This is a genomic window from Silvania confinis, assembly GCF_025564085.1.
GTDB classification, from domain to species: Bacteria; Pseudomonadota; Gammaproteobacteria; order Enterobacterales; family Enterobacteriaceae; genus Enterobacter; species Enterobacter confinis.
In genome coordinates this window covers 1-12,777 of record NZ_JAMGZJ010000056.1, presented here as the reverse complement: position 1 = coordinate 12,777, position 12,777 = coordinate 1, and the positions used below count along the sequence as shown (strand labels likewise).

Genomic DNA, 12,777 nt, shown 5'->3' with positions numbered 1-12,777 from the left:
ACCATCCAAATTGTTGAGGTTTGGTGTGGTAGCCCCGGTTGATGGAAACATCTCCGGGGCTTTTGCTTTCTGACCTACCACACCAGCCTGCGCTCAGAAAGCATCAGGCACCCGCCGTCATATTACCTTCACGCCGCGCAAAAAATCGCCTTTAAGCTGGATATTTAACCAGCGCAAACTCGCTTTCGGAATACGTTTAGATTCCCGGTGTAAAAATGAAAATGCCCCGCCGGGCTCATCACCAGACGGGGCAAAAAAACGGGTGCCTGCACCAAACCAACAATTCAGATAAGGGGGGATTGCTCCCCGCGTACCGCTACTTCTTCGTTTCGTAAGCGAGAACAGCTTTCATTTCCACATCACGCTCCTTAAAACTCAGTTCGCACAGTTGCTCGCGAACCAGAAACGTGACGCCCAGCACAGTTAAACCCAGTACCAGGATCGCCCCAAAGGCGTACTTGTTAAGCATGTCATTGCCTCCTTGCTAAGAAGAGGCTACCATCCAAATTGTTCAGGTTTGGGATGGTAGCCCCGGTTGATGGAAACATCTCCGGGGCTTTTGCTTTCTGACCTACCCATCCTGCCTGAGCTCAGAAAGCATCAGGCACCCGCCGTCATATTACCCTCGCGCCGCGCAAATAATCGCCTTTTCACTGTAAATTTAACCAGCAAAAATGCGCTTTCGGAATACGTTTAGATTCGCCATAAATGTGTTAAATCGCCACCAGATGTCGGACGCCCTGCGCCTCCATCTCGTCACCGCGACCACGCTGAATAATCGTCCCGCGTGACATCACCAGATACTGGTCGGCAAGCTCGGCGGCAAAATCATAAAACTGCTCCACCAGCAAAATCGCCATATCGCCACGGTTAGCCAGTCCCCGGATCACCGCGCCAATCTCCTTGATGACCGACGGCTGAATACCTTCGGTGGGTTCATCCAGAATCAGCAGCTGCGGTTTACAGGCCAGCGCCCGGCCAATCGCCAGCTGCTGCTGTTGCCCACCGGACAGGTCCCCTCCCCGCCGCAGCTTCATGTCGCGCAGCACCGGAAACAGATCATAAATTTCTTCCGGTACGCTTTTTGCCTGGCGGCCACTAAAACGCGACAGCCCCATCAGCAGATTCTCTTCCACCGTCAGCCGCGGGAAAATCTCCCTGCCCTGCGGAACATAGGCGATCCCCTGCTGCACACGCTGGTGCGGCTTGCTGGTATTAATCCGTTTTCCCTGCCAGTGAACGGTGCCCGACTTCGCCGGAATTACCCCCATCAGGCATTTTAGCAAGGTGGTTTTACCCACGCCGTTACGCCCGAGCAGGCAGGTGATTTCGCCCGGCGGGACGTCGAACGATAAGCCACGCAGAATATGGCTCCCGCCGTAATACTGGTTTAACTCTTTAACCTGTAACATGTTAGCGCCCCAGATAAACGTCGATAACCTGCTCATTGGCCTGCACGTCGCGCAGTGAGCCCTCGGCTAACACCTGCCCCTGATGCAGGACGGTGACATGATCGGCAATGGTTTCCACAAACCCCATGTCATGTTCCACCACCATCAGGGAGTGTTTCCCGGCCAGGGTGCGAAAAAGCTCCGCAATGTAGTCTGTTTCCGCATCAGTCAGCCCGGCGGCGGGTTCATCCAGCAGCAGCAAATGCGGCTCCTGCACCAGCAGCATGCCGATTTCAAGAAACTGCTTTTGCCCGTGCGACAGCAGACCCGACGGGCGATAACGATGCTCGCCCAGCCGCAACAGCTGCAGGACCTCATCAATACGGTCACGCTGCTCGCCGTTCAGTTTTGCCCGCAGGCTGGCCCACACCGACTTATCGGTTTTAAGCGCGATTTCCAGATTCTCCATCACGCTCAGGGCTTCAAATACCGTCGGTTTCTGGAATTTGCGCCCGATCCCCGCCCGGGCAATTTCGACCGGCGACATCCCCATCAGGTCAATATCCTGGTCGTAGGTCACCTTCCCGCTGTCCGGGCGGGTTTTACCGGTAATCACGTCCATCAGAGTGGTTTTCCCGGCACCGTTAGGCCCGATGATGCAGCGCAACTCCCCCACACCAATGGATAACGAGAGATTGGTCAGGGCGCGAAAGGCGTCAAAAGTCACGTTAATATTTTCAAGCTGCAGCACCGGATCGGTGGTGTCCCGGTAACGGTCCTGAAGCTGCGGCTGGGTAAACAGTGAGTCAGTCATGCTTCCTCCGTTTGAGCAGGCCAATCACGCCACGAGGCAGGAAAAGGGTGACGAGAATAAACATCAGCCCAAGGAAAAACAGCCAGAAATCCGGGAAGGCCACGGTGAACCAACTCTTGGCCCCGTTGACAATCCCCGCCCCGAGGATCGGGCCAATCAGCGATCCGCGCCCGCCGAGCGCTACCCAGATTGCCGCTTCAATCGAGTTGGTCGGCGACATTTCGCTGGGGTTGATGATCCCCACCAGTGGCACATACAGCGCCCCCGCCAGCCCACAGAGCACAGCAGAGAGCGTCCAGACGAACAGCTTGAAGCCTTTCGGATCGTAGCCACAGAACATCAGGCGGTTTTCGGCGTCACGCACCGCGGTCAATACCCGGCCATACTTGCTGCGAGTAAGCAGCACGCCAATCACCAGCGAGCCCGCCAGCAGCAGCACGGTGGCCATAAATAGCGCGATGCGGGTGCCGGTTGCCGACACCGGAAAACCCAGCAGGGTGGTAAAACCGGTAAAACCGTTGTTGCCACCAAAGCCGGTTTCATTGCGGAAAAACAGCAGCATCCCGGCGTAGGTCAGCGCCTGTGTCATGATTGAGAAGTAGACATCTTTAATGCGCGAGCGGAAGGCAAAGTAGCCAAATACCAGCGCCAGCAGGCCGGGTACCAGAATAATCAGGCACAGCGCCCAGGCAAAATGCTGCGTCCCCGCCCAAAACCACGGCAGTTCCGTCCACGAAAGAAAGGACATAAACGCAGGCAACCCCTCACCGGAGGCCTGGCGCATCAGATACATCCCCATCGCATAGCCGCCGAGGGCAAAGAACAGCCCATGCCCCAGCGACAGTAGTCCGGCGTAGCCCCACACCAGATCCAGCGCCACCGCAACGACCGCATAGCAGAGGATCTTACCCGCCAGCGTCAGCGTATAGGTAGAGATGGCCAGCGGATGTGCGGCCGGCAGCAGGGCGAGAAAAGGCAGCACCAGCAGCGCCGCCAGAATAAGTGCGGCCAGGGCGCCAGTCAGGCGCGGCGCGCGTTGCACCATCGTCAACGTCATAGGTTGGCTCATCAGTCAATTACCCGCCCTTTGAATGCAAACAAGCCCTGCGGCCGTTTTTGAATAAACAGCACAATCAGGATCAGAATGGCGATCTTGCCCAGCACCGCGCCGATTTGCGGCTCCAGTACTTTGTTGAGCAGCCCCAGCCCCAGCGCTGCCACCACCGTTCCTGCCAACTGTCCGACACCGCCGGTCACCACCACGAGGAAGGAGTCGATAATGTAGCCCTGCCCCAGTTCCGGGCCGACGTTGCCTAACTGCGACAGCGCCACGCCGCCGAGCCCGGCAATACCGGACCCTAACCCGAAGGCCAGCATGTCGATCCGCCCGGTCGGCACGCCGCAGCAGTCGGCCATCCGGCGGTTTTGCGTCACCGCACGCACGTTCATTCCCAGACGGGTTTTGTTTAGCAGCAGCCAGGTCAGGATCAATACCCCGATGACGAACACGATCACTGCGATGCGGTTATACGGCAGCACCAGGTTCGGAAGGACCGACCAACCGCCGGAGAGCCAGGCCGGATTAGCAACCTCCAGGTTTTGCGAGCCAAACAGCACCCGCACCAGTTGGATCAGCATCAGGCTGATCCCCCAGGTCGCCAGCAAGGTTTCCAGCGGTCTACCGTACAGATGGCGAATAATGGTGCGCTCAAGGATCATCCCGACGCTGGCGGTAATACAAAATGCCACCGGCAGCGCTACCAGCGGGTAGAGCACCAGCCAGTCGGGGGCCATCCGCTGAAACAGATCCTGTACCAGCCAGGTGGCGTACGCGCCAAGCATCAGCATTTCGCCGTGCGCCATGTTGATCACCCCCAGCAGGCCGTAGGTGATCGCCAGCCCCAGCGCCGCCAGCAGTAAAATCGAGCCCAGCGAAATGCCGCTAAACGCCTGCCCCAGCCAGTCGCCCCATTTCAGACGCTGCTGAACCTGCTCAAGGCTCGCGGCGGCGGCGGCGCGCACCGCGGCGTCCGGTTCATATTGCAACTGCGTCAGGCGCGTCAGGCTGCCCTGCACCTGCGGATCGCTGGTTTCGCCCAGCAGTTTGACCGCCTGCAGGCGCAGGTCGCCCCGGCTGTCGGAAAGCTGTAAGTTCGCCACCGCAATAGCCAGCGCGCTGTGCACTGCATCGTTTTTCTCCGCCGCCAGCCGGGCGCTGAGGAACGGCAGTTGTTCGGCCTGGGCGCTGTTTTGCAACGTCTTCGCCGCCCGCAGGCGCACACTGTCGTCCTCGCTGACCAGCTGATGTGTTGCCAGCGCACTGGCCACGAGGCCACGAATGCGGTTATTCATAAACACTTTTTTCATCGCGCCCGTAGGCGTGCCATCGCCTTCCAGCGCCACCGCTTTAGCGCCCTGTTCGATAAAGAGCTGACCGCTGGGATCGGCAACCACCGTTTCGTTATTCAGCGCCTGCAGCAGGGGCAATCGCGATGCCTGGGGCGCGGCAGACCACTGCTGTAGCAGTTGAGCCTGCTGCGTGCGGTTGGCCTTGCCATAATCTGCTGCGGGGCCAGCCTGCGCCGACGCGGTCATCAGCAGCCAGCCGAAAAGAAGAAAGCCCAAAGCCGGGAGTATTTTCATGGTGTCAGCGTCTTTTGATGGTGGAACATTCACCCGCTGACAGGGGCAGCAATGCTGCCCCTGTCGCTTGCTGGGTTTATTTACTGGCGGTGATCACCGGGGTTTCCGGTTTTTTATCGTTGCCTGCGATGTACGGGCTCCACGGCTGAGCGCGGATCGGCTGGTCGGTATTCCACACCACGTTGAACTGGCCGTTGCCTTCGATTTCACCAATCATCACCGGTTTGTGTAAGTGATGGTTGGTGGCATCCATGGTCAGCGTATAGCCCGCAGGCGCAACGAAGGTCTGGCCTGCCATTGCCGCCCGCACTTTATCCACGTCGGTGGTGCCGGCTTTTTCGACCGCCTGCGCCCACATATGGATCCCAACGTAGGTCGCTTCCATCGGATCGTTAGTGACCACGGAGTCTGCGTTCGGCAGCTTGTGGGCTTTGGCATACGCGCGGTAATCAGCAACAAATTTGGTGTTCACCGGATTAGTGACCGACTCAAAGTAGTTCCACGCCGCCAGATGGCCAACCAGTGGTTTGGTGTCGATCCCGCGCAGCTCTTCTTCCCCGACGGAGAATGCGATAACCGGCACATCTGTGGCTTTGATGCCCTGGTTCGCCAGCTCTTTATAGAACGGGACGTTAGAGTCACCGTTGATGGTGGAGATCACCGCCGTTTTGCCCCCGGCAGAGAACTTTTTGATGTTGGAGACGATGGTCTGGTAATCGCTGTAACCAAAGGGGGTGTAGACCTCTTCAATGTCTTTGTCCTGGACGCCTTTCGCATGCAGGAAGGCGCGCAGGATTTTGTTGGTGGTACGCGGGTAGACGTAGTCGGTGCCCAGCAGGAAGAAGCGTTTCGCGCTGCCGCCGTCTTCGCTCATCATGTATTCCACTGCCGGGATCGCCTGCTGGTTAGGCGCCGCGCCGGTGTAGAACACGTTCGGCGACATCTCTTCGCCTTCATACTGCACCGGGTAGAACAGCAGACCGTTCAGCTCCTCGAACACCGGCAGCACCGATTTGCGCGAGACCGATGTCCAGCAGCCAAACACCACGGCGGCTTTATCCTGGGTCAGCAGCTGGCGGGCTTTTTCCGCGAACAGCGGCCAGTTAGAGGCCGGATCCACCACTACCGGTTCCAGCTGTTTGCCCAGCACCCCGCCTTTGGCGTTGATTTCGGCAATGGTCATCAGCGCCATGTCCTTCAGCGGCGATTCCGAGATCGCCATGGTGCCGGAAAGGGAGTGCATGATCCCCACTTTAATGGTCTCTGCGGCGTAAACCTGCAACGAGAAGCCCATGCTGACCACGGTGGCTGACAGGGTAAATGCTTTCAGTAAAGAACGTCTTTTCATGACAAAACCCCTAAATGAGAGTGAAACATTATTTTCCCCACCGCACGGTGGAGCAGGAACCACAACTAAGGTGAAACGGGTTGTAAACTGGCCTGCTGAAGCCGATGTAAGGTGATTTGTCTGACCTCGGCTTTACTCTGGGAAATGTGTGCCGTCAGAATGCGCTGCGCCTCCTCGGTTTGCTGTTTCAGGATCGCCTCTAACACCTGGGCGTGTTCGTTATAGGTCGCCTCGACCCGGTCCTCGCGGGTGAAATCCAGATGGCGGATAATGCGCATTTTCTCGGTTAACTCCACGTGAACCCGTGCCATTTCCGCGTTACCGCAGGCCCGCACCAGCGTGGTGTGAAAGGCCTCATCCTGGCGCGACAAAGCTTTACCCGGCGTCATGCGATCTGCCTCAATCCAGAAGCTGACCAGTTCCGTCAGATGACCAGAGCAGATTGCGGGCGGCATGGCACACAGGCGCTTCACGGCTTCCCTTTCCAGCACGATACGAAAGTCATACAGTGCTTCGTAATAGCTAAAGTCGAACGGTTTTACCTGCCAGCCACTGCGGGAATAGACCTGCACGTAGCCTTCGTGCTCGAGCCAGAACAGCGCCTGCCGGACCGGCGTCCGACTGGCCGCCATGCGTTCAGAAATTTCGTTTTCACTGAAATGCGCGCCGGGCATCAGCCGAAAATCGAAAATGTCGTTTTTCAGCGCGTGATAAATGCGCTCGGCCAGCCCCACCGCGCGCTTTTTTCCGTTTGTGTCGTTCACCTTTGTCATCGCTTATTCCAGCCACAGCAGGGTGTCGCCGGGGCTTACCGGGCGTCCGGGCTGGCAGCCGATGCGCTTCACCACTCCGGCCTGCGGCGCAGTAATGGCCAGCTCCATTTTCATCGCTTCGACGATAATCAGCGTCTGCCCGGCCTCAACCGCGGTACCCGGCTCCACCAGCACTTTCCAGATATTGCCGTTCATGTCGGCGGTCACCGGCAGGGCCTCTTCGTCGATAACGACCTCGGCGGCCTGAGGGGGGATTTCTGTTACTGCCTGCAGATCGTCGCGCTGCCAGCGTTCCACTTCGGCCTCAAAGGCGGTGGACTGAAGCTCGCGGAAACGGGCAATCTCCTCGGCGTTATCCTGCAAAAACTGCAGATGCGCCGGGAAGTCGAACACCGTCTCCTCGATGCGCACCGTGGCGCGCCCTTCGCGGAAATCGTCCCGCAGTTGAGTCAGTTGTTCTTCGCTGACCGGGTAGAAACGCACCTGGTCAAAGAAATGCAGCAGCCAGGGTTCGCCCGCGCTGAACTGTTCGTTTTTGAGGAACTTGTTCCAGATCGGTAAGGTGCGCCCCACCAGCTGATACCCGCCCGGTGAATCCATGCCGTAAATGCACATGTACATCCCGCCAATGCCCACGGTGCCTTCAGCGGTAAAGGTGCGCGCCGGGTTGTACTTGGAGCTGAGCAGACGGTGGCGCGGGTCAATCGGTACCGCGCAAGGTGCGCCGAGATAGACATCACCGAGGCCAAGAATTAAGTAGCTGGCGTCAAAAATCGTCTCTTTGACCGCCTCGCGGCTCGGCAGGCCGTTGATGCGCTGAATAAAATCCACGTTATTGGGCAGCCACGGCGCACTCGCCCGCACGGTGTCGGTGTAGCGGCTGACGGCATCCAGCGTGGCGCTGTCTTCGAACGCCATCGGCAGATGGACGATGCGGGACGGGACTTTCAGCGTCCTGACATCGCCAATCCGCGCTTCCAGCTCCAGCAGCAGCGCCACCAGCGCGGGCTGGCTGAGGGCGAGGCTGTCGTAGCGGATCTGCAGGGAACGCACGCCCGGCGAGAGCTCTTTGATCCCCGGATGTGCCAGTGTGCGCAGGTGCTCCATCAGCAGATGGACGCGCAGACGTAAGGCCAGATCCAGCACGTTATCGCCGTATTCAATCAGGATGTAGTTGTCCCCCGCCTGGCGGTAGACAATGGCGGGTGCGGCGAGCGTGGCCGGTAACGAGACCAGCGCGGCGGCAGAAACCCCGTCCCGGTCGGCCAGAGAAGGCACGGCAAACGTCGCCAGCGTCGTGCTGTGCAGCATCTCTATGCTGCGCTCCTGCGCTTTTTCACGCGCCACGGCATCTTCTACGCTGATGGGATAAAAGCGGATCCGATCCCCGGGTTTGACCTGGCCCACCTTCCACAGCTCGGCTTTGGCAATCGTCACCGGGCAGACAAATCCGCCGAGGCTCGGGCCATCCCGGGTGAGGATCACCGGGAAATCGCCGGTAAAGTTGATGGCCCCCATTGCGTATTCACAGTCATGGACGTTGGAGGGGTGCAGGCCCGCTTCACCGCCGTTTGGCCGGGTCCAGCTTGGTTTTGGCCCGACCAGACGCACGCCGAGGCGGTTGGAGTTGTAATGTACCTGCCAGTCGCTGGCAAAAAAGGTATCGATCGCTTCCTGAGTGAAGAAGTCCGGTGCGCCGTGGGGTCCGTATAACACCCCGATGCGCCAGATGTCGTCATAAGTGGGAATAAGCGAAGCAGAGAGCGCTTTGGGTTCACTCACCGGCGCAGGCGTGGTGCAGGCGACAAGCGACGGATTCGAGATCGGCAGCAGATCCGCCACCCGCAGCGTGCGTCCGGCGTGACCGCCGAACTGGCCCAGCGCAAAGGTTGACCGGCTGCCGAGATATTGCGGCACATCGAGGCCATTGCGCACCGCAAGGTAGCCGCGACAGCCGCTTGTGGCGCGCCCCAGCGTCAGGATCTGACCGGCCGCCACCGTCACCGGCTGCCACAGCGGCAGCGGTTCACCGTCAAGCATCGCCTGACAATCCGCCCCGGTCAGGGCAATCAGCGCCGCCGAGTGAAACTGCAGCACCGGCCCCTGCAGGGTGAACTCCAGCCCCGCCGCCGACTCGTGGTTGCCGACGATGCGATTCGCCAGGCGGAAGGCAAAGTCATCCATCGGCCCGGAAGGTGGAACGCCGATATCCCAATAGCCCAGACGCCCCGGATAATCCTGGACACTGCTCCAGGTGCCGGGCTGGAGCACTTCGATCGCGGCCGACGTGGCGACCACGCTGTCGAGCATGCGCGTCCAGACGCTGCCATTCTGGAAAGCTTCGCTGGCAGTGATTTGACGCAGGTAATCCAGATTGGTGGTAATGCCGTGCAGACGCGTGGCGTTCAGCGCGGTGTGCAGTTTTTCCAGCGCCGCTTCACGGGTTGGTGCATGCACAATCAGTTTGGCGATCATCGGATCGTAAAAGGCGCTGACCTCGCTGCCGGTGGTCACCCCGGTGTCGATGCGCACATCCTCTGGAAAGCACACTTCGGTTAACACGCCAGGGCTCGGCTGGAAATTTTTCAGCGGGTTTTCCGCGTAAATACGCACTTCAATGGCGGCCCCCTGCGGAGCCTGCGCCAGCCGCGCCCAGTCGATGGGCTCCTGTGCCGCCACGCGCAGCATGCACTCGACCAGGTCCAGCCCGGTGACGGATTCGGTCACCGGATGCTCCACCTGCAGGCGGGTGTTCACTTCGAGGAAGTAAAAGGCATCCAGCGCGGCGTCGTAGATAAACTCCACCGTCCCGGCGCTGCGGTAGTTGACCTGTTTCCCGAGCTGCACAGCGGCTTCCAGCAGCGCGGCGCGGGTGCTGGCGGGCAGATTGGGGGCCGGGGTCTCTTCCACCACTTTCTGATTGCGGCGCTGCAGGGAACAGTCGCGTTCGCCCAGCGCCACCACGGTGCCTTTCCCGTCGCCAAAAATCTGCACTTCGATATGTCGCGCTCGATCCACGCAGCGCTCGACAAACACCCCCGCATCGCTGAAAAATTGTTCCCCCAGCCGACGCACGCTCTCCCAGGCTTGCGTCAGGGCCTCGGCATCCGCGCAGCGCGTCAGGCCGATCCCCCCGCCACCCGCAGTGCTTTTCAGCATCACCGGATAGCCAATAAATTCTGCGGAGGCCAGCGCCTCTTCCAGCGAATTTAGTAGCCCGGTGCCCGGCGTCATCGGTACGCCCGCCAGCGCGGCCAGCTCACGGGCGCGATGCTTGAGACCAAACTCGCCAATCTGCTGCGCCGTGGGGCCAATAAAGACTATCCCGGCCTGGTCGCAGGCGTCGGCAAAGGCCAGGCTTTCAGAGAGAAAACCGTATCCCGGCCAGATGGCCTGGGCACCGCTTTGCCGGGCCGCAGCGATAATTTTGTCGATGCGGAGATAGCTGTCGCTGGCTTTATCGCCCCCCAGCGGCAGGGCGATATCCGCCTGTCTGACGTGCTCGGCATTTTTATCAGCATCGGAATAGACCGCCACGCTGGTGATCCCCAGACGCTTCAGGGTGCGCATCGCGCGGCAGGCAATCTCGCCCCGATTAGCAATCAGTACGGTGTTAAACATGGCGCGTCTCCTGGCGGGCAACCCAGTGACGCCAGCCTTTGAATTCAGTAATGTCGGTGGCCTCGTTCAGCGCCGCCGATTCACAGATAAACCCTTTCACCCAGCGCCCGTCGCAGAGCTCCAGTGAGCCGATCCCCAGCGGGGCCGGAATTTCTGCCACAAACTCACCGAAACGCGCCAGTGGGATATCCCACAGTTCCACCAGCACAGCCGCACCTGAAGCATCACGCGCAATGCCCGGTTTGGCAGGCTGGGTGTTGGCCAGCGCGTACAGCCGGTAGCAAGGGGCGGTTTCGGTGGCCTCGACAAACACCGCCTGGCGAGTGGTGAGCTGGGCGTTCAGCAGCATTCCACGCAGGTGCGCCCCGACCACCGCCACCCGCACGTGATGAGCAGAAACCGGCAGCCGGGCTGCGGCCGCATCGAAAGGTTGCCCGGTGGCCCCCAGCGGCAACGCCAGCTGTCGCTGCCAGCGCAGGCCAAAATCGGCCAGCGCCCGGTCATGCCACGCCGGAGCCAGCAGGGTGATCCCCGCAGGCAGACCGTCCGCCCGGAACGGCGCAGGCAACGCCAGCGCACTGAGATCGGCCAGGTTGGTGAAGTTGGTGTAGGTGCCAAAGTGCGAGTTGAAGCGCACAGGCTCCTGCTTCATCTCGTCGAGGGTGTGAATGGTCGGTGAAGTGGGCACCACCAACGCATCCACTTCGCGTAAGGCGTGCTGGATTTTTTGCGCCAGTTCGGCGCGCAGGTATTCGGCGTTGAAGGCATCCACCGCGCTGTAGTTCAGCCCAGCCGCGATAATGGTATAGACGGTGGGATCCATCTGTTGCGGATGGGCCAGCATCTCACCGACGGCGGCGGTGCGCTCGGCGACCCACGGGCCCTGGTACAGCTGCTCGGCAAGCTGGTAAAACGGCGAGAAATCAATCGGCTTGAGGGTGGCACCGCTGGCTCGCAGGGCATCCAGCGCGCGGTCCCAGGCCTGCTGTGCCTGCGCATCGTCAAAGAAACGCAGCTCAGACGGAATAGCCAGCACCGGCGCAGACGGCATCGCGGCGGGCGCGGTCGCCGGGTTGCTGCGGGAGTAAGCATCCGCGCTGTCTGCACCGCCCGCCAGCGTGGCGATATAAAATGCATCCTCAACCGTCAGGGCGAACACCGACAGCGTGTCATTGAGACGACAGGCGGGCAGCACCCCTGTTGCCGGGAGCCAGCCCTTGGTGGGCTTGAGACCAACAATGTTGTTAAACCCGGCGGGTACGCGGCCCGACCCGGCGGTGTCGGTGCCAAAGGCAAACGGCACCAGACCGCGCGCCACCACCGAAGCCGACCCCGAGCTGGAGCCGCCGCTGACGTAATCCGGGTTAAAGGTATTTGGCACCGCGCCATACGGGGAACGCGTCCCGACCAGGCCCGTGGCAAACTGATCAAGATTGGTTTTACCGACCATAATCGCGCCTGCCGCCTTCAGCCGGGCAACTGCGGTGGCATCCTGTTCGGCAATAAATTCAAATGCCGGGCAGGCGGCGGTAGTCGGCCAGCCTGCCACATCGACATTGTCTTTGACCGCAAAGGGAATGCCGAATAACGGCAACGCATCAGGGTTAGTGCGGTAAAGAGGCAGTAATGCGTCAACCTGCGCCTGCAGCTGCGCCGGGCTGGCAATGGCAATCCAGGCGTTATCGTCACTCGACCATGCAGCAAGGTGCTGTTCTAAGAGGACAGCAATGTCATCGCTATTGTGCTTAATATGCTGCTGCCAGGCGGCCAGTGTTTTTCCGGTCATTAACGTCATTGTTGAATTCCTGCTGGTATACAAGATGGAATTCATTTAGCAATGCGCATGCCAGATATTTAAGCCACTGTTTTAAATGCAAAATATTTTTAAATCCGTCGCGATGATTTATATATTGCACTATTTATGAACATCAAGGCGTTATTTCAGTGCAGTGTAATATCGGAAATACCAATATTAATAATCATCGTCAGAATAATAAGTTATTACGATAAGTAGACGGTTATAAAAAATATTGGCACGGACGACTCCCTCTCCATTCAGGGTGTACAGACCGGGGACATGGTAAACAGGTGTTCGGGGACATGGTGAACACTTTTTAACACCCTTTCCCCATGGTGATCGACTTTTTCTTCAGGTCGATCACCCCCACTTTCGTGCTGTACCACCAC

The 12,777-nt window shown here is 59.5% G+C and carries 9 protein-coding genes; all 9 read right to left on the bottom strand.

Going from position 1 to position 12,777, the window contains the following annotated elements; all coding sequences use genetic code 11:
- Nucleotides 1-316 precede the first annotated feature (316 nt).
- Entirely contained in the window at nt 317-469 is a 153-nt protein-coding gene (locus M8013_RS00350) for a Hok/Gef family protein (RefSeq protein WP_271265852.1), read from the bottom strand.
- A gap of 244 nt (nt 470-713) precedes the next feature.
- Complete coding sequence (urtE, locus tag M8013_RS00345; protein ID WP_271265851.1) at nt 714-1,412, bottom strand: urea ABC transporter ATP-binding subunit UrtE; 699 nt, start codon at nt 1,410-1,412, stop codon at nt 714-716.
- 1 nt (nt 1,413) lies between these two features.
- A complete protein-coding gene (gene urtD, locus M8013_RS00340) occupies nt 1,414-2,205 on the bottom strand; it encodes an urea ABC transporter ATP-binding protein UrtD (protein WP_271265850.1) in 792 nt (263 codons plus the stop codon).
- On the bottom strand, nt 2,198-3,274 hold the full coding sequence (gene urtC / locus M8013_RS00335) for an urea ABC transporter permease subunit UrtC (protein WP_271265849.1): 1,077 nt from the start codon (nt 3,272-3,274) through the stop codon (nt 2,198-2,200). The genes urtD and urtC overlap by 8 nt, the downstream gene beginning before the upstream one ends.
- Nucleotides 3,274-4,848 carry an urea ABC transporter permease subunit UrtB gene (gene urtB, locus M8013_RS00330; protein ID WP_271265848.1) on the bottom strand — a complete coding sequence of 525 codons (1,575 nt, stop codon included), beginning with the start codon at nt 4,846-4,848 and terminating at the stop codon, nt 3,274-3,276. Before urtB ends, urtC begins: the two co-directional genes overlap by 1 nt.
- A 76-nt stretch (nt 4,849-4,924) precedes the next feature.
- Nucleotides 4,925-6,196: an urea ABC transporter substrate-binding protein gene (urtA, locus tag M8013_RS00325; protein WP_271265847.1), complete on the bottom strand. Its 1,272-nt coding sequence runs from the start codon at nt 6,194-6,196 to the stop codon at nt 4,925-4,927.
- 65 nt (nt 6,197-6,261) lie between these two features.
- Nucleotides 6,262-6,969: a GntR family transcriptional regulator gene (locus M8013_RS00320; RefSeq protein ID WP_271265846.1), complete on the bottom strand. Its 708-nt coding sequence runs from the start codon at nt 6,967-6,969 to the stop codon at nt 6,262-6,264.
- Nucleotides 6,970-6,972: 3 nt separating this feature from the next.
- Nucleotides 6,973-10,590 carry an urea carboxylase gene (gene uca, locus M8013_RS00315; protein ID WP_271265845.1) on the bottom strand — a complete coding sequence of 1,206 codons (3,618 nt, stop codon included), beginning with the start codon at nt 10,588-10,590 and terminating at the stop codon, nt 6,973-6,975.
- Complete coding sequence (atzF, locus tag M8013_RS00310; protein ID WP_271265844.1) at nt 10,583-12,385, bottom strand: allophanate hydrolase; 1,803 nt, start codon at nt 12,383-12,385, stop codon at nt 10,583-10,585. Before atzF ends, uca begins: the two co-directional genes overlap by 8 nt.
- Between the last annotated feature and the right edge of the window lie 392 nt (nt 12,386-12,777).

Excerpts from the sequence above, each read along its gene's own strand:
- urtB (WP_271265848.1), bottom strand. The coding sequence starts at position 4,848 with ATGAAAATACTCCCGGCTTTGGGCTTTCTTCTTTTCGGCTGGCTGCTG.
- urtD (WP_271265850.1), bottom strand. The coding sequence starts at position 2,205 with ATGACTGACTCACTGTTTACCCAGCCGCAGCTTCAGGACCGTTACCGG.
- urtC (WP_271265849.1), bottom strand. The coding sequence starts at position 3,274 with ATGAGCCAACCTATGACGTTGACGATGGTGCAACGCGCGCCGCGCCTG.
- uca (WP_271265845.1), bottom strand. The coding sequence starts at position 10,590 with ATGTTTAACACCGTACTGATTGCTAATCGGGGCGAGATTGCCTGCCGC.
- M8013_RS00350 (WP_271265852.1), bottom strand. The coding sequence starts at position 469 with ATGCTTAACAAGTACGCCTTTGGGGCGATCCTGGTACTGGGTTTAACT.
- urtE (WP_271265851.1), bottom strand. The coding sequence starts at position 1,412 with ATGTTACAGGTTAAAGAGTTAAACCAGTATTACGGCGGGAGCCATATT.
- atzF (WP_271265844.1), bottom strand. The coding sequence starts at position 12,385 with ATGACGTTAATGACCGGAAAAACACTGGCCGCCTGGCAGCAGCATATT.
- urtA (WP_271265847.1), bottom strand. The coding sequence starts at position 6,196 with ATGAAAAGACGTTCTTTACTGAAAGCATTTACCCTGTCAGCCACCGTG.
- M8013_RS00320 (WP_271265846.1), bottom strand. The coding sequence starts at position 6,969 with ATGACAAAGGTGAACGACACAAACGGAAAAAAGCGCGCGGTGGGGCTG.